The organism is Actinomadura sp. DC4, assembly GCF_030406325.1.
In the GTDB taxonomy this organism is placed as follows: domain Bacteria; phylum Actinomycetota; class Actinomycetes; order Streptosporangiales; family Streptosporangiaceae; genus Actinoallomurus.
Genome location: NZ_JAUEQY010000035.1, coordinates 64784 through 80139 on the forward strand (window position 1 = coordinate 64784; position 15356 = coordinate 80139).

Below are 15356 nucleotides of genomic sequence, written 5' to 3' on the forward strand. Positions count from 1 at the left end.
CGATGGCCGCAACCACCGGCACGACCGCGCCGAGCCAGGGGGAGGAGACTCTCCCCGGCTCGGCGCGGGCGCGCAAGAAGCCCCGGCGCAGCTACAAGGTCGGCCGGGGCGCCGTCCCGTACCTCCTCGTCCTGCCCGCCCTGCTCATGGAGCTGCTGATCCACCTGGTGCCGATGGTCGTCGGCGTGGTGATGAGCTTCAAGGAGCTGACGCAGTTCTACATCCGCAACTGGGGAGCGGCGCCCTGGAAGGGGCTGGGCAACTACCGCGTCGCCGTCGACTTCAACGGCGCGATCGGGCACGCCCTGCTGCACTCGTTCCTCATCACGTGCGCGTTCACCGTGCTCGCGGTGGGGTTCTCCTGGCTGCTCGGCATCACCGGGGCGATCCTCATGCAGGACGCCTTCCGTGGCCGCGGTTTCCTGCGCGCGCTGTTCATGACGCCGTACGCGCTGCCGATCTACGCCTCGGTCATCATCTGGGCGTTCATGCTGCAGCACGACAACGGCCTGGTGAACCACGTTCTGTACAACCAGCTGCACCTCGGCTCCAAGCCGGCGTTCTGGCTGATCGGCAACAACAGCTTCGTGTCGCTGGTCGTCGTCTCGATCTGGCGCAACTGGCCGTTCGCGCTGCTCGTGCTCATGGCCGGGATGCAGAACATCCCCGACGAGCTGTACGAGGCCTCGGCCATCGACGGTGCCGGGGTGTGGCAGCAGATCCGCCGGATCACGATGCCGTCGCTGCGCCCGATCAACCAGGTCCTGGTGCTCGTGCTCTTCCTGTGGACGTTCAACGACTTCAACGTGCCGTACGTGCTGTTCGGCGCGTCGGCACCGGCGGCGGGCGACCTGATCTCCATCCACATCTACCAGGCATCGTTCCTCACCTGGAACTTCGGCTCCGGCTCGGCCATGTCCGTGCTGCTGCTGCTCTTCCTCCTCGTGGTGACCACGGTGTACCTGGCGCTGACCTCGCTGAGGGGCAGGAGGGCCCATGCCTAGCGCGTACCGGTCGCCGACCGCCCGGCCGATGTCGTTCATCTGGACGCGGCGGATCGTGCTCACCCTGATGGCGATCTTCGCGGCCCTGCCGGTGTACGTGATGATCAGCACGTCGCTGAAGCCGCTCCAGGACGTCACCGGCACGTTCCAGTGGATCCCGGCCCACCTCACGCTGCGCCCGTACGTGGACATCTGGCACACCGTGCCGCTGGCCCACTACTTCCTGAACTCCACGATCGTCGCCGGCGCGGCCACGGGCCTGTCGGTGCTCATCGCGATCTTCGCGGCGTACGCCGTGAGCCGCTACCACTTCCGTGGCAAGCGGGTGTTCACCATCACCGTCCTGTCCACCCAGATGTTCCCCGGCATCCTGTTCCTGCTCCCGCTGTTCCTGATCTTCGTCAACATCGGGAACGCCACCGGGATCGCTCTGTACGGCTCGCGGGCCGGGCTCATCATCACCTACCTGACCTTCTCTCTCCCCTTCTCCATCTGGATGCTCGCCGGGTACATGGAGTCGATCCCCCGCGGGCTGGACGAGGCGGCGATGGTGGACGGGTGCGGCCCGCTCGGCGCGCTGTTCCGCGTCGTGATCCCGGCCGCGATCCCGGGCATCGTCGCCGTCGCCGTCTACGCCTTCATGACGGCGTGGAGCGAAGTGCTGTTCGCCTCGGTCATGACCAACGACGCCACCCGGACGCTCGCCGTGGGCCTTCGCGGCTACTCCACCCAGTACGACGTCTATTGGAACCAGGTCATGGCCGCCTCGCTGGTCGTCAGCGTGCCGGTCGTCGCGGGGTTCCTCCTGCTGCAGCGCTACCTCGTCACCGGCCTCACCGCCGGGGCCGTCAAATGAGCGGCATTGCCGCCGAACAACCGGAAGGGCAGTCCGTGCACGACCTCACCTCTCTCCCCCCCGACTTCACCTGGGGCGTGGCCACCGCCGCCTACCAGGTCGAAGGCGCCGTTTCCGAGGACGGCCGATCGCCGTCCATCTGGGACACGTTCTCGCACACCCCCGGCAAGATCGATGGAAACGACAACGGCGACGTGGCCTGCGACAGCTACCACCGCTGGCCCGAGGACATCGCGCTCATGAAGGAGCTGGGCGTCGACGCCTACCGCTTCTCGGTCGCCTGGCCGCGCGTCGTCCCCGGCGGCGACGGCCCGGTCAACCCGCCCGGCCTCGCCTACTACGACCGCCTCGTCGACGCCCTCCTCGAGGCCGGCATCACGCCGTACCCGACGCTGTACCACTGGGACCTGCCCCAGGTCCTGCAGGACCGCGGCGGCTGGGCCTCCCGCGAGACGGCCGAGCACTTCGCCGCGTACTCCTCCCACGTCGCCGCGGCGCTCGGCGACCGGGTGACCGAGTGGACCACGCTGAACGAGCCCCTGTGCTCGGCGTGGATCGGCCACCTCGAGGGCACGATGGCGCCCGGCCTGACCGACATCGCGATCGCGGTGCCGGCGTCGTACCACCTGCTGCTCGGCCACGGCCTCGCCACGCAGGCGATCCGCGCCGTGGTGCCGAACGCGCAGGTCGGTCTCGTCAACAACCTGGGCTACGCGGAGCCGGCGTCGGACTCGGAGGCCGACGTCGCCGCCGCCCGGCGCGCCGACGGGCACACGATCCGCTGGTTCCTCGACCCGGTCCACGGCCGCGGCTTCCCGGCGGACATGCGCGAGGTGTACGGCGTCGACCTGCCCGAGCGCCCCGGCGACCTGGAGACGATCGCCGCGCCGCTCGACTGGCTGGGGCTGAACTACTACTTCCCCACCGTGATCGCCGACGACCCGACCGGTCCGACGCCGTTCTACACCGAGGTGCAGCGCCCCGGCGTACGCCGGACCGCGATGGACTGGGAGATCCGCGACGACGGCCTGGAAGGGCTGCTGATGCGGATGACCGAGGACTACGGCGCGCAGCGGATCTACGTGACCGAGAACGGCTCCGCGTGGCCGGACGTCGTGGGTCCCGACGGGCAGGTCGACGACCCGGAGCGGGTCCGCTACCTGGAGGAGCACCTGGCCGCCTGCGCCCGCGCGGCACGCCGGGGCGCGCCGCTGGCCGGCTACTTCGCCTGGTCCCTGCTGGACAACTTCGAGTGGGCGTACGGGTATGACAAGCGCTTCGGCCTCGTCTACGTCGACTACGAGACGCAGCAGCGCATCATCAAGGGCAGCGGCCGCAGGTACGGCGACCTGATCCGCGCCCACCGCCGCGACGGCGAGCGCGCCGCCTGACCCCGGGCCCGGCGGCGCCACCCCGCCGCCGGGCCTCGGCCGTCGCGCTCAGGTCGTGGCCGTCATCGTCGGCCCGCGTCGGCTAATTTCGTGGCATGGACGAGAACCGAGCACGACGGGTCGTGGACGCGCTGCGCGACCGGGGCGTCAACGCGCATCTGCTGAGAGCCGGCGTCGGCCAGTTCGGCGTACGCGTGTCGCTGCCCGGCGGGCGCGAGGCCGAATGGGACACCGACGGCACGGCGGGCCTGGAGGCCCAGGTGATGCGCGACGGGATGCTGGTCGGGTTCGTACCCCGGATCGACGGCTCGGCCGACTTCGACGAGCAACAGGTCGTGGACGCGATCGCCCGGACCGACTACGACCAGCCGATAGCCCGGCAACGGGACGTCGCACCGCCGCCGTCCGCGCCGCTGCCGCGCGAGGGCGGCCTGTTCCGGCGCTTCCTCGACGGCTTCCGCTACCGGTGACCGGCGGGAGCGCCCGCCGGCCACCGGTCCGGGCTCAGGTTCCGGCGTACGGGTCCGGGCCGTCGGCCTTCACCACGTAGGTCTTGGCGACCTTGTCGTGCAGGGCCTGCTTGCGCGGGTCCCACAGGATCCACGCGATGTCGAGGAGACCACCGATCCCGAAGGTGATGATGGCGAGCAGGTACTCGAAGACGACACGCCAGGCGGCCGTGCCGTACGAGATCGGGCCCTCGTCCTGCGAGCGGACGACGCGGATGCCGAGGGCGCGTTTGCCGATCGTCTGCCCCCACTTTCCGTGCTGGAAGGTGTAGTAGACGATGGCGATGATCGCGGTGATGCCGTCGGCGGCCAGGCGGTGACCCAGATCCTTGGTGCCGGCGCTGAACATCGCACCACCGCCGACCAGCGGGGCGGCGATCGCGATGCTGATGATGTTGGTGATGATGCCGTCGATGATCGCGGCGAAGAGCCGCGCCCAGCGGCCGGCGAGGTCGGCGGTGATGCCGGTCGGCGGGGCGTTGCCGTACGGCTCGGAGATCGGCGGGGCGGAGGGGTAGGGAGTGGCGGCGGGCGGCGGAGGAGGAGCCTGCGGAGGCGGCCCTTGAGAGCGCTCTCGCTCTTCCGGGTGATCAGGCGATTGCGTCATGCGACGACAATAAGGCCGCGAACCGGGGTGTGACCGAAATCGTTGTGAGACAGTTTCATTCGGCGGGGTGCGGGCGATAATCGCTTTCCGCGGGGCGGATAAGGTGCGGCGCATGACCGCAGCCGACGACTCCGACCGGCTCCGGTGGAACGCCCGCCACGCGGAGCGCGCGTCCTTCAGCGCCCACCGCCTGGCCGAACGGGCGCTGTCGATGCCGCTGCCGAACGGACCGGTCCTCGACCTGGCGTGCGGCACGTCGGGCAGCGCGCTGCTGGCCGCCGCGCACGGACGGCACGTGACGGCGGTGGACGTCTCCGACATGGCGCTCGGCCTGCTCGCCGACGAGGCGCGCCGCCGTGGCCTCGGCGACCTCGTCACGCCCGTCCACGCCGACCTGACCGAGTGGCGGCCCTCGTCGTCGCATGCCCTCGTGCTGTGCACCGGCTACTGGGACCGTGCCCTGTTCGGCCCGGCGGCGGAGGCCGTGCTGCCCGGCGGCGTCCTGGCGTGGGCGGCGTTCACTCTGGAGGCACGGCGCGAACGCCCGCACCTGCCCGCGGAATGGTGCCTGAGCGAGGGCGAGCCCGCCACCCTGCTTCCGCGCGGCTTCGCCGTACTGGACATGCCGGACTTCGGGGCGACGCGGCACCTGCTCGCCCGGCGCCTGTAGCCGGCTCTCTAGCGTTCCTTTCGTTCGAGCCGGATCGCCAGGCCGTCGAGCAGGCGTTCCAGGCCGAAGTCGAAGCTGTCCTTCTGGAGTTTCTCGATGTCCATGCTCTTGTTCTCCGACCACCACGTGACGTAGCTCGGGTAGTCGGAGGCGACGCGGTGGAGGTAGGGGTCCATCTCCTCGACCAGTTCGGTCACGGTCTTGCCGGACCGTACGGTCGCCATGTGCAGCGCCGAGTCGGTCGTGGCCGAGCCGATGGCCAGGGACATCAGCAGCGAGCTGGCGTAGGCCACCTCGGCCCCCTCGAACCCGGCCGCGGTCAGCACCGCGACCACCCGGTCGCTCATCCGCATCGCCTGGGGGCCGATGGCGGGGCGGAACCCGAAGACCGAGGTGATCCACACATGGCGCAGGATCACCGAGCGGAGCCCCTGGATCACGCCGCTGACGGCCGCCCGCCAGCCGACCACCGCGGGATCGGGGATGTCGACCTCTCCTAAGATCTCGTCGACGGCCAGCTCGAGGAGTTCGTCCTTGTTCGCGACGTACCAGTAGACCGACGTGGCGCCGGCGCCCAGCTTGGTACCGAGGCGGCGCATGCTCAGGCCCGAGAGGCCCTTGGCGTCGAGCAGCTCGATCGCGGCGCTCACGATCTGGTCGCGGCTCAGCGAGGGCTTCCCCCGGCGTGATCTCGGCGGTCGCATCCAGACCGAGTTGGTGATCGGGTCGGTGTTTCGCGGCATTCGACGTCCTTCGAACGGGGGAAGGTCTCCCCAGGCAACCGTCCTCGCACACTGTTCCCTTCGATGGTACGTTGTACGAAAACCCTCGCACGGCGTGCGAACGGAGACTCATGTCCACCCCCTCGGCCACGTCAGCCCCCGGTTCGCGCCGATGGCCGATGCGCCCGAGCCTGCCCGTCGCCGGCATCCCGAGGGTTCTCGACGCCCGCGTCGCCATCTTCCCCGGACTGCTGCTCACCGCGGGCGGCCGCGCCGTCGCCCGCGCCCAGCGTCCGCTAGACGTCTAGGGCGCCTTAGTCCTAGCGGCGCACCAGCGGCGACGCCCACCGGAGCGGGCGTCGCCGCTGATTGTGCGTTATCCGGCGCGTGGTCTGTTCGTCTGGTCATAGCGCCCAAAGACGGGAGACAGTCATGACCACAGAACCGCCCCCCTTCGCCCGTACGACTCGTGGATCAGGGCCCGGGCTCGTGCTCGCCCACGGCGCGGGCGGCACCGTCGAGACCAACTTCGGGCCGATCCTCGACCACCTCGCCGCGGCCCACACCGTCGTCGGCGTCGACTACCCGGGCGCCGGTGACACCCCGAGAAGCGACACTCCCCTGGTCGCAGACGACCTGGCCGACCAACTGGTCGCCGCCGCGACCGCCGAAGGCCTCGACACCTTCGCCGTCGCCGGATTCTCCCTGGGCGGCCCCGTCGCGATTCGCGCCGCCACCCGCCACCCCGACCGCGTGACCGCCCTCGTGCTCACCGCCACCTTCGCCCACGCGAACGCCCGGCTGCGCCTCGCCGCCGCGGTCTGGCGGCAGCTCCACGAGGCCGGCGACAAGCTGCTCCTGGCCAAGTACCTCAGCCTCGCGACCTTCAGCACCTCGTTCCTGGAGAGCCTTCCTCCCGAGTTCCTCGACGCCGCCCTCCAGGAGTTCGCCCGCACCGTCCCGGAAGGTACGCCCGAGCACACCGACCTCGTCCAGCGGATCGACGTCCGCGACGACCTGGCGGCGGTCCGCGTACCGACGCTCGTGATCTCCACGACGCAGGACCCGCTCGTCACCCCTGACCTGCACCGGCGGCTCGCCACCGACATTCCCGGCGCGCGGCTCGTCGAGGTCGACTCCGGCCACCTCCCCTTCGCCGAGTGCCCGGAAGAGTGGCACCGGCTCATCACCGACTTCGTGGCCGAGCACCAGAAGGTGTAAGGAGCGCTAACCGAGGCCGACAGAAAACCGCGCTGGTCGAGGGCGGCGGGTATCCCTACCGTCGAGGGATCCGTCGCCTCCGGCGGTATTCTCCCACGTCACCCGGCACGCCGAGGAGATCGTGATGGCCCTCACCCCCGAAGCCACCCACCGTACGGCTCCCGTGTTCGACGTCGGGATCGACGAACGGTTGCCCGTCTCCAGCGCGATCGGGCTCGGGGTGCAGAACATCCTGGGCATGGCCGGGCTGCTCATCTTCCCGGCGCTGATCGGGACGGCGTTCAAGCTGTCCCCCTCCGACACCGCCTACCTGTACGGCGTCACGTTCATGACCTCCGGCCTGGTGGTCATCCTCCAGTCGGTCCTGCTCCTGCGCCTGCCCATCGTGCAGGGCCCGTACGCCGGGTCGCTCGCCGCCCTGCTCGCGGTCGGGCACGCCAAGGGCGGCGGTCTCGGCGCGGCGTTCGGGTCCATGGTCGTCGCCGGGCTGATCTGGTGTGTGCTGTCGATACCGCTCAGGAGGTTCGGGCTGGTCACCGTGCTCAGCAGGTTCGTACGGGACCCGATCATCTCCGCCGTCATCGTCTTGATCCTCGCCACCCAGCTGACGAGCACCGCCCTGCCGAACTGGCTCGGCACGCCGCAGAGCCCCGGGTTCCCCAGCGTCAACCTGGTCGCCGGCGCGGTCGGCGCGGTGCTGGTCATCGTGCTGACCGTCCTGCCGCGGGGCAAGCTGCTGCGGCGCCTCGCGGTACTGATCGCCGTCGTGGCCGGCACGGTCGTGTACGCGGTGTTCGAGCCCACCTCTTTCGGCGAGGTCGGCCGGAACGTCGGCGTCATCGTGCCGCGGTTCTTCCCGTTCGGCTTCGAGGTCCACGGCGACCTCGTCCTCATCTTCTTCATCACCCTGTTCCCGGCGATCGCCGAGAGCATCGCGACGTACGACATCGTGGCCGGCTGGGGCGCGCAGGACCTGCCGGGACACCGCGTCGCGCAGGGGGTGTTCGGCGAGGTGCTCGGGAGCACGATCGGCGCGATCTTCGGCGGCATGTCGACGCTGGCCTATCCGGACAACATCGGCCTGCTGCGGGCCACCCGCGTCGGCTCGCGCTACGTCACGCTGACCACCGGGATCATCCTTCTCGCGCTCGGCGGCCTCGAACCCTTCGACCGTCTCCTGGAGGCGGTGCCGCTCCCCGTACTCGCGGCCGTCGGGACCATCCTGTTCGGCGTCCTGTTCGCCAGCGCGATCGACGTGCTCGGCGGGGTCCGCTGGACGCGGGAGAACCTCATGCTCGCCGGTGTCCCGTTCATCACCGCGATCGGCGGCCTGTTCATCTCCGAGCCCACCCTGCAGGCGATGCCGATGACGATCCGGCTGGTCTTCGGCCAGCCGATGATCCTGGGCACCGTACTGCTCATCGTGATGAAGGCCGCCTTCGGCCTGCGGCACCTCGGCGACCGCGAACTGGAAGAACAGGTCCTGGCCGCCGAGGCGCCGGTGGAGGTCAGACCGTGACCGGCACCTGGGCGGGCTTCGGCGCGAGCAGGCGTTCGGCGAGGGGGGCGAAACAAAGGCCGATCGCGCCCCACATGATGGCCTGCGCGCCCACCGAGTACAGGCGGAACTTGAACAGCAGGTCGGCCGGGAAGCCGGGATAGACGATCTGTCCCTGGGCGTTGCGCAGGGGCAGCGGCGTCTCGGTCGAGTGTCGGCCGTACTCCTCGACGTTCGCGTGCAGGTGCCCGAGCTGCGGCAGGACGAGCATCACGATCCCCAGCGCCACGGCGCACGCCAGGCCCGCCAGCAGCGTCGCGTTCCACGTGCCGAACCGGGCGCTCAGGCGCTGCCCTAGCCAGACCGCCAGTACGAGGAAGACGATCGAGACGAGGACCATCACCAGGTAGAGACCGCTACGGTCGCGGATCGTCTCGGGATGGCCGACCGAGGGCGGGTTGGCCGGGTACTTGAGGAACGGCAGCAGGTAGAAGCCCAGGAAACCGCCCAGCGCGACCAGCAGGGCCAGGCTCCGCGGCCCCACATCGCCCGTACGGCCACAGGCCAGGGCGTACGCGACGGCGTACAGGGCACCCATCGCGGCGCCGAACAGGATGATTCCGGCGCCGATCCCGACATTGGCCTGGATCGTACGGCTGAAAAGGTCGGGGTCGGCCGCCTCGGCGGGCAGTCCGGCCGCGCGGTCGAGTACGGCCTGTGCGGCGTCGCGGCCGCTCTCGTAGTCGATGGCCGCCTGGATCTGCGGCTCGGCGAAGATCCGGGCGAAGACGAACGCCAGGACTCCACCGATCGCGCCCACGAGCAGCCCACGGAGAATGAAGCGCCGTTCCACGGCTTACTCCTCGGGGTTCGGATCAGTGGCAGGGGAAACCGAGGAAGTGCCGTGCGTCGTGGACGAACTCGTGGATGTACATGTTGTTGCCGAAGACCGAGGTCGCACCCTGGTCGAGGCCGATGAAGTAGTACACCGCGAGAGCGAGGGCGACGGTGCCGAAGAGCCAGAGGGCCGCCCGCGTCCCGGGTACGACAACGGGCGTGGTGCGGGTGGTGGGCAGCGTGGACGTGGTCATCGTGGTGCCTCCTCAGGGATCCTGCGTCCCTCGTTCGGGCCTTAGACGGTGGAGGGTCTGACTCGCCGCCCCGCTGACGGGGTGGCACACAGTGGCGCGACCGTGCCGGTTTCTCACCGGCTTCCTCCTACCATCACGTTCGCCCGGATCGTACGGGCGCGTTCAGCAGCCGTCAATGCACAGGAAGCCGCGGACAATGACGATTCGCCTGGTAATGATCACTCACGCGTCCACCGCGGCCACCCAGGAGGCGCGTTTTCCCGGCGACGAGCCGCTGGACGTCCGCGGCCTCCGGACGGCCTCGGCCGCCTCGATGCCGCGCCGCTTCGACGGGGTCCTCCGCGGCCCGGAACTCCGCTGCGCGCAGACGGCGTCGGCGGTCGGCCTCGACGCCGTCGCGGACCCGGCCCTGGCCGACCTCGACCTCGGAGCGTGGCGCGGCCGTACGCTGACCGAGCTGGAGCCCGACCTCGGCGCCTGGCCGACCGATCCCGCGGCGGCCCCGCACGGCGGTGAGTCGCTGACGGCGCTGGCCGAACGTGTGGCCTCGTGGCTTCTCGGGTTGCCCGGCGAACGCTCGCTGCTGGCGGCCGTCACCCACCCCGCCGTCGTACGCGCCGCCGTCCTGCACACGCTCGGCGCGCCGCTCACCGGGTTCTGGCGCCTGGACTCCGCGCCGCTGACCCAGACCTGGCTGACCCGGCACGGCGGCCGCTGGCAGGTGCGCGAGACCGGCCATCGCCTGGGCGGTCGCGATACGTCATCCTGACCCTGTGCGAAGATCAGCGGCGGCGGTCGGCAGCTCGGCGTTCATGGCACTCGCGCCCGGTACGGTGGCGGGCCTCGTGCCCTGGCTGCTGACCGGGTGGCACGCGGGCCACTGGTGGCCCCCGCTGCGCGTGATCGGCCTCGTTCCGCTGCTGGCGGGCGCCTGGGTGCTGGTCCACGCGTTCGCACGCTTCGTCCGCGACGGGCTCGGCACACCGGCGCCCGTCGCCCCGACCGAGCACCTGGTCGTGACCGGGATCTACCGGTATGTGCGCAACCCGATGTACGTCGCGGTGGTGGCGGCGATCGCCGGCCAGGCACTGCTGCTGGCCCGGCCGGTTCTCGTCGTGTACGCGCTGGTCGCGCTCGTGGTGATGGGGGCGTTCGCGCGCTGGTATGAGGAGCCCACGCTCGCCGGCCGTTTCGGCGCGGAGTACGCGCGTTATCGCCATGCGGTGCCGGGCTGGTGGCCGCGGGTACGCCCATGGCGCGGATGACCGTGTTGTGGACAGATGTGGTCGTGGTCTGTCACCATTTCCCCATGGTTCATGGAAAGGATGACGTCACCTTCATCTGGTGAGCGTCGCCACGCAGCTTGAGGCTGCTGAAATCCGCGAAGAATGGCTGGGCTCGGCGTTGTCCACGCGGCCCGCCGACCGTCCGGCCGCAGAGGCCGCCATTTCCGGCCTGTACCACCTGATCGGGCTCGCTCCCCCGCGATTCCACTGGGTGTCCTCGCCGGTCACCGCCCTGCAGACCGTTCCGCCCGGCGTACCGCTCCGATCTTCGGAGTCCGTCTCGCGCCTCGCCGAATGGCCACTGCCCCGCCGTTTCGCCGCGCTGCTGACCGCATTGTGGACCGAACTCGAAACCCGCTTCCGATGTTTCGACCGGCAGCTGTCCGTGGTGCTCCAACGCGAGGTCAGCGGCCCGCTGTGGCAGTCCTGCCGCAGTTCCCTGTATCCGTCGCTACGAGCGGCGGACGACTCGGTTTCGCACCGGGGAAACGGCTGGTACGACCTGCAGTGCGTTTCCCGAATCGCCCACTATGACGCCGTACGCAGGCTGACGGGCGCGTCCTTCGGCCCGTCGCGCACGCGGCTGTTCGACCTGTGGGCGGCGCAGGCCCGTACGTGCGGCTGGTGGTGGCCGCGTGAGCACGTCTGCGTCGTGTCCGAACGGCCGGTCGAGCTGCACACCGAGGTGTGGAGCGCGACGGGCGCCGTACGGCTGCACCGTGCGGACGGCCCGGCCCTGCGGTACACGGACGGGTGGGACCTGCACTCCTGGCACGGGACGCAGGTGCCCGCCTGGGCGATCGAGGAGCCGCGCGCCTGGCGGATCGCTCAGGAGCCCAACGTCGAGGTCCGCCGCTGCGCGATCGAGAACCTCGGCTGGGGCACGTACATCGAGGAGGCCGGCCTGACCCCGGTCGCCTCCGTCCCGGACCCGGGCAATCCAGGCGCCGAACTCCTGCTGTACGCCTTCCGCGAGGGGACGAAGGTGTTGCTGGCGGTCAACGGTTCCGTCGAACGCGACGGGCAGCGCCGCCGTTACGGGCTGACCGTGCCCGGTTTCCTTACGGACCCGCTCGCCGCCGCCGGCTGGACGTACGGACTGTCCGCCGAGCAGTACTCCCGTCTCGTCCGCCGAACCTGAGGTGATCTCCATGAACATGACTCTCGCCGCCCTGGCCCAGCAGACCGGTCTCGCCGTGCTCGACCACCTGGAGCAGTCGATGACCATCCCGGTCGTCGACGGCCTCCAGGCGCAGGGCGACCTCATCGTCATCCCGCTGGCTCTCGTCTCTGTTTCTGTACGGCTCCTGCCGGTCGCGGGCTGGAGCCACGTCCCGCCGGAGGGGATCGAGCTGCTGCGCGGCGAGGCGGGAGGCAACCCGCACACCTTGGTCGCCGACCCGGGAACGTGCCGGTGGACGACTTTAGTACGGGACGAGGACGGCCTCGCGCTGGGCGTCTTCGACGCGACGGCCATCGCGTACCTGCTGCACCCGGAACACGGAGCGACGGGCTGCACCCCGGGCACGTACGTGGTCCGCCGCCAACGCGAACAGGAGGGCCGCCGCGCTCGCCTGGTCGCCGACTGATTGTTCTTTTGTGAGGGATGCCCGACGATAGTCGGGGGTGTCGGGCACCCTTGGGAGGCTGCTGATGTCGGCTGAAAAGCTCCGCTCGAAGGCGGCGTCGCATATCGGTGTCGCGGAGGCCCATACGGAGGCCGGCCGGTACGGCCCGGCCCTTTCGGAGAACATTTCCGCGGCACGGGTTGTGAGGCGCCTCCTCAAGACGGAGCCGGACTCACGCCGGCATCGCGCGGTCCTGGGGTCGCTTTACTACAACCGGGCCCTGCTGCTGGAAAGGGTCGGACGGGGACCGGACGCCATCACCGCCGGACGTTGGTCGGTGGCGTTCTATGAGTTCCTCGACCCGACGCTGCGCGGGGAGAGAAGCGTCGCCGACGCGGTGCGCGACGCGCCGCCGGTTTCGGGGGCCGCGGAGCCGATCGACGCCGCCCAGCTCATCGCCCACCTGGCCGACGCCCAAGCGAGACTGGCCCGCCTCCTCGGCACGTACGGGCTACGGGACCGGCGACGCGACCGTGAACTACGACGCTTCAACCGGGACCCGGAGCTCACGCTGAGGCACGAGATCAACGTCCTGGACTCCCAGGCATGCCTGACGTACAAGGCATTGATCGGCTGCTCAAGCTACACAGAGGCGGATTTCCAGCGGGTGCTGCGGCAGAGCGGCGAGGGCCTTACGAAATACCACGCTCGCTTCCCCGACTAGCCGACGACTTTTCACCTGTTGATCGTGTTGAACGTCGCCGGGGCGACGATGACCGCATCGGCCGCGGGCAGTTGCTTCGGCTCGCCCGGAAGCCGGTAGTCGCTGCGCACCGGCTCTCCCGTAAGGCTCGCGAGCCGGTCGACATCGGCGAAACGCCGTCCCGCCGGCGAGGTGAGCACGTACACACGCCAGCCGGCATCCAGTGCCAACCGTGCGAGCGACTCGACGTCGGCGGCCGCCGGAGCCGCGCAGACGACCAGATACAGCACCCGCTCTTCGAGAGCACCAGGCACAGAGCCGACCCTAGCCCGCCCGCTTCCGCGCGAAATCGGGGTGCGGCTTATACTCGCCGGTGCGAATGGTTCACCCCGGCTTTTTGGCCGGGGTGTCGTAAGAGGTCACCCGGCGGGAATCCGGGACTGCCCCGCAGCGGTATGCAGGAACGACCGCCGTCATGCGCACGAGGCCGAGGCCGCCCTTCGCAACATGACCGCCGCCGCGCGCCGCGTACGAGGCGACGGCTAGGCGAGTTGGTCCGGGGAGAGACGCAGCGCACCGGCGGCCACGTTCTCGACCAGATGATCGGGGTCGCCGGTGCCGGGAATCTGGGGCCCTGGTGCAGTGTCCAGGCGAGCCGCCGAGATCCTCCTCAAGGTCACGTCCGGCTAAGTTAGGGTAGCCTAACTTAGCCGCAACCCCCCGTACGAGAGAAGGCATCGCCATGCCCACGGCGCCCTTCCGGTTCTTCGACGTGCGTGTCGTACGCGTGTCGCGGCTCGGGCCGACGATGGTGCGGATCACGTTCGGCGGCGACCTGGCGGGATTCGTCAGCGGCGGGCGGGACCAGCGCCTGAAGCTGTTCCTGCCCCTCCCCGGCCAGGAGGCGCCCGTCGTGCCTTCCGGCGAGGACTGGTACGCGGGGTGGCGGGCCCTGGATTCGTCGGTACGGCCGCACATGCGGTCGTACACGGTGTGCGGGCAGCGGCGTGACCCGGAGGAGTTCGACGTCGACTTCGCACTGCACGGCGACGGCGGCCCGGCGTCACGCTGGGCGGCCCGAGCGCGCCCCGGCGACCGGGCGGCCGTCCTCGGGCCGTCGGTCGAGGACAACGGCGGCATCGACTTCCGCCCGCCCTCGGACACGGGCTGGCTGCTGCTGACCGCCGACGAGACGGCGCTGCCCGCCGTCGCCGGCATCCTCTCCTGGCTGCCGGCCGGCGTGCCGGTGCGTGCCTGGATCGAGGTCCCTCATCCTGAGGACGAGCGGCCGCTGCCCACCGCGGCCGACGCCGAGGTCACGTGGCTGGCCGGCGGCGCGCGGGGGTCCGTCCTCGACGCCGTACGCGCGGCCTCCTTGCCGGCCGGCGTCCCGTACGCGTGGATCGCGGGCGAGTCCTCCGCCGTACGCGCGCTACGGCGGCACCTGGTCGGCGCGCGCGGGTTCGACCGTCGTCGCGTGGAGTTCACCGGCTACTGGCGGAAGGGCGCGAGCGAGGAGGACCTGCTCGCCGAGGCCGCCCGGGCGTAGGGCCTAGCCGCCGATGAGGTCGACGTACCGCTGCGCCTCCGTACGCGAGAAGTTGCCGGTGATCATGATCACACCACCGGGAATCGGCTCGATGACCTGAGGCGCGGAGACGACCTTGCCCCCGACGACGATGGCGAGCTGGTTCCGCGGCTGCTGCTCGCGCGCGACCTCGCCCGTGAGCGACCCGAGGCGGCCGGAGTCCTGGGGCAGCAGGTCGATCTGAATGGAGTAGCCGGAACTGGTGGCCTGGGGCGCACGCAGCGCGATCCGCTTGACCTTGGAGACGGTCAGCCCGTCACCGAGCCGGTAACAGGCGTCCCCGCGTACGGAGGCCGTCTGCCCGGTCTGCCCGGCGGGGCAGGCGGCGTTCGTCACCTCGACCACTTTGAGAAACCTCAGCCCACCGTGGACGGTGTGACCGGAGCTTTTGTGGGAGGTCGCGAGCACGACGACGATGGCGGCGAGCAGCAGGAGCAGCAGCACCCCGGCCCCAAGCCCGACGAGAAGAGCCTTGTCACTACGCCGACCAGACGGAGGCGGCGGGTAGGACGGCTGCGAGTACGGCGGCTGCACGGCTCTCCACTCAGGCGGCACTCTCCCCTGGAACGCCACGATAACCCGGCACCGCACCCTCACACCGGCGAATCGGCTCCCGCCGGGACGCTGCGTTGATCGCGTCAT

The 15356-nt window shown here is 70.3% G+C and carries 20 protein-coding genes and 2 riboswitches; of the genes, 14 read left to right on the plus strand and 6 right to left on the minus strand.

The features are described from left to right. The first annotated feature begins 2 nt into the window (after window positions 1-2). The 4 genes from QWU11_RS39820 to QWU11_RS39835 all read left to right on the plus strand — a co-directional run bounded on the left by QWU11_RS39820 (window position 3) and on the right by QWU11_RS39835 (window position 3721). On the plus strand, window positions 3-1004 hold the full coding sequence (locus QWU11_RS39820) for a sugar ABC transporter permease (protein ID WP_290119739.1): 1002 nt from the start codon (window positions 3-5) through the stop codon (window positions 1002-1004). After that, window positions 997-1860, plus strand: a complete 864-nt coding sequence (locus QWU11_RS39825; RefSeq protein ID WP_290119740.1) for a carbohydrate ABC transporter permease — start codon at window positions 997-999, stop codon at window positions 1858-1860. Before QWU11_RS39820 ends, QWU11_RS39825 begins: the two co-directional genes overlap by 8 nt. After that, entirely contained in the window at window positions 1857-3251 is a 1395-nt protein-coding gene (locus tag QWU11_RS39830) for a GH1 family beta-glucosidase (protein WP_290119741.1), read from the plus strand. The genes QWU11_RS39825 and QWU11_RS39830 overlap by 4 nt, the downstream gene beginning before the upstream one ends. Window positions 3252-3346: 95 nt before the next feature. Continuing rightward, window positions 3347-3721: a hypothetical protein gene (locus tag QWU11_RS39835; protein ID WP_290119742.1), complete on the plus strand. Its 375-nt coding sequence runs from the start codon at window positions 3347-3349 to the stop codon at window positions 3719-3721. A gap of 34 nt (window positions 3722-3755) precedes the next feature. Here QWU11_RS39835 and QWU11_RS39840 read toward each other — a convergent pair whose 3' ends face one another. Next, on the minus strand, window positions 3756-4367 hold the full coding sequence (locus QWU11_RS39840; protein WP_290119743.1) for an RDD family protein: 612 nt from the start codon (window positions 4365-4367) through the stop codon (window positions 3756-3758). A gap of 112 nt (window positions 4368-4479) precedes the next feature. On the opposite strand from QWU11_RS39840, the gene QWU11_RS39845 reads away from it, so the two are divergent. After that, the gene (locus tag QWU11_RS39845; RefSeq protein ID WP_290119744.1) at window positions 4480-5037 is read left to right on the plus strand and encodes a class I SAM-dependent methyltransferase; all 558 of its coding nucleotides are present in this window, start codon (window positions 4480-4482) and stop codon (window positions 5035-5037) included. 8 nt (window positions 5038-5045) lie between these two features. Here QWU11_RS39845 and QWU11_RS39850 read toward each other — a convergent pair whose 3' ends face one another. Further along, a complete protein-coding gene (locus QWU11_RS39850) occupies window positions 5046-5780 on the minus strand; it encodes a TetR/AcrR family transcriptional regulator (RefSeq protein WP_290119745.1) in 735 nt (244 codons plus the stop codon). A gap of 110 nt (window positions 5781-5890) precedes the next feature. Between QWU11_RS39850 and QWU11_RS39855 the strand changes: the two genes are divergently transcribed. From QWU11_RS39855 to QWU11_RS39865, 3 genes are all read left to right on the plus strand, one after another. Further along, window positions 5891-6067, plus strand: coding sequence for a hypothetical protein (locus QWU11_RS39855; RefSeq protein WP_290119746.1), 177 nt, complete (start codon window positions 5891-5893; stop codon window positions 6065-6067). A 124-nt stretch (window positions 6068-6191) separates the two neighbouring features. Then, on the plus strand, window positions 6192-6980 hold the full coding sequence (locus QWU11_RS39860) for an alpha/beta fold hydrolase (protein ID WP_354670938.1): 789 nt from the start codon (window positions 6192-6194) through the stop codon (window positions 6978-6980). Window positions 6981-7104: 124 nt separating this feature from the next. Then, the gene (locus tag QWU11_RS39865; protein WP_290119748.1) at window positions 7105-8499 is read left to right on the plus strand and encodes a solute carrier family 23 protein; all 1395 of its coding nucleotides are present in this window, start codon (window positions 7105-7107) and stop codon (window positions 8497-8499) included. Here the strand turns inward: QWU11_RS39865 and QWU11_RS39870 are convergent. Beyond that, window positions 8489-9331: a CbtA family protein gene (locus QWU11_RS39870; RefSeq protein ID WP_290119749.1), complete on the minus strand. Its 843-nt coding sequence runs from the start codon at window positions 9329-9331 to the stop codon at window positions 8489-8491. The genes QWU11_RS39865 and QWU11_RS39870 overlap by 11 nt on opposite strands. A 22-nt stretch (window positions 9332-9353) precedes the next feature. Then, window positions 9354-9569 carry a CbtB-domain containing protein gene (locus tag QWU11_RS39875; RefSeq protein WP_290119750.1) on the minus strand — a complete coding sequence of 72 codons (216 nt, stop codon included), beginning with the start codon at window positions 9567-9569 and terminating at the stop codon, window positions 9354-9356. Between the two features lie 32 nt (window positions 9570-9601). Beyond that, window positions 9602-9751, minus strand: a riboswitch (cobalamin riboswitch). A gap of 32 nt (window positions 9752-9783) precedes the next feature. Here QWU11_RS39875 and QWU11_RS39880 point away from each other — a divergent pair. The 5 genes from QWU11_RS39880 to QWU11_RS39900 all read left to right on the plus strand — a co-directional run bounded on the left by QWU11_RS39880 (window position 9784) and on the right by QWU11_RS39900 (window position 13147). Next, entirely contained in the window at window positions 9784-10338 is a 555-nt protein-coding gene (locus tag QWU11_RS39880) for a histidine phosphatase family protein (protein WP_290119751.1), read from the plus strand. A gap of 4 nt (window positions 10339-10342) precedes the next feature. After that, window positions 10343-10834: an isoprenylcysteine carboxylmethyltransferase family protein gene (locus QWU11_RS39885; RefSeq protein WP_290119752.1), complete on the plus strand. Its 492-nt coding sequence runs from the start codon at window positions 10343-10345 to the stop codon at window positions 10832-10834. Window positions 10835-10913: 79 nt separating this feature from the next. Further along, on the plus strand, window positions 10914-11996 hold the full coding sequence (locus QWU11_RS39890) for a DUF6745 domain-containing protein (RefSeq protein WP_290119753.1): 1083 nt from the start codon (window positions 10914-10916) through the stop codon (window positions 11994-11996). 10 nt (window positions 11997-12006) lie between these two features. Then, window positions 12007-12444: a hypothetical protein gene (locus tag QWU11_RS39895; RefSeq protein ID WP_290119754.1), complete on the plus strand. Its 438-nt coding sequence runs from the start codon at window positions 12007-12009 to the stop codon at window positions 12442-12444. Window positions 12445-12508: 64 nt separating this feature from the next. Further along, window positions 12509-13147, plus strand: coding sequence for a hypothetical protein (locus QWU11_RS39900; protein WP_290119755.1), 639 nt, complete (start codon window positions 12509-12511; stop codon window positions 13145-13147). Window positions 13148-13158: 11 nt separating this feature from the next. On the opposite strand, the gene QWU11_RS39905 is transcribed toward QWU11_RS39900, so the two are convergent. Then, complete coding sequence (locus QWU11_RS39905) at window positions 13159-13440, minus strand: flavoprotein (protein ID WP_290119756.1); 282 nt, start codon at window positions 13438-13440, stop codon at window positions 13159-13161. Between the two features lie 49 nt (window positions 13441-13489). Further along, window positions 13490-13642, plus strand: a riboswitch (cobalamin riboswitch). A gap of 226 nt (window positions 13643-13868) precedes the next feature. On the opposite strand from QWU11_RS39905, the gene QWU11_RS39910 reads away from it, so the two are divergent. Then, window positions 13869-14675 carry a siderophore-interacting protein gene (locus QWU11_RS39910; protein ID WP_290119757.1) on the plus strand — a complete coding sequence of 269 codons (807 nt, stop codon included), beginning with the start codon at window positions 13869-13871 and terminating at the stop codon, window positions 14673-14675. A 3-nt stretch (window positions 14676-14678) separates the two neighbouring features. On the opposite strand, the gene QWU11_RS39915 is transcribed toward QWU11_RS39910, so the two are convergent. Further along, complete coding sequence (locus QWU11_RS39915) at window positions 14679-15158, minus strand: hypothetical protein (protein WP_290119758.1); 480 nt, start codon at window positions 15156-15158, stop codon at window positions 14679-14681. Between the last annotated feature and the right edge of the window lie 198 nt (window positions 15159-15356).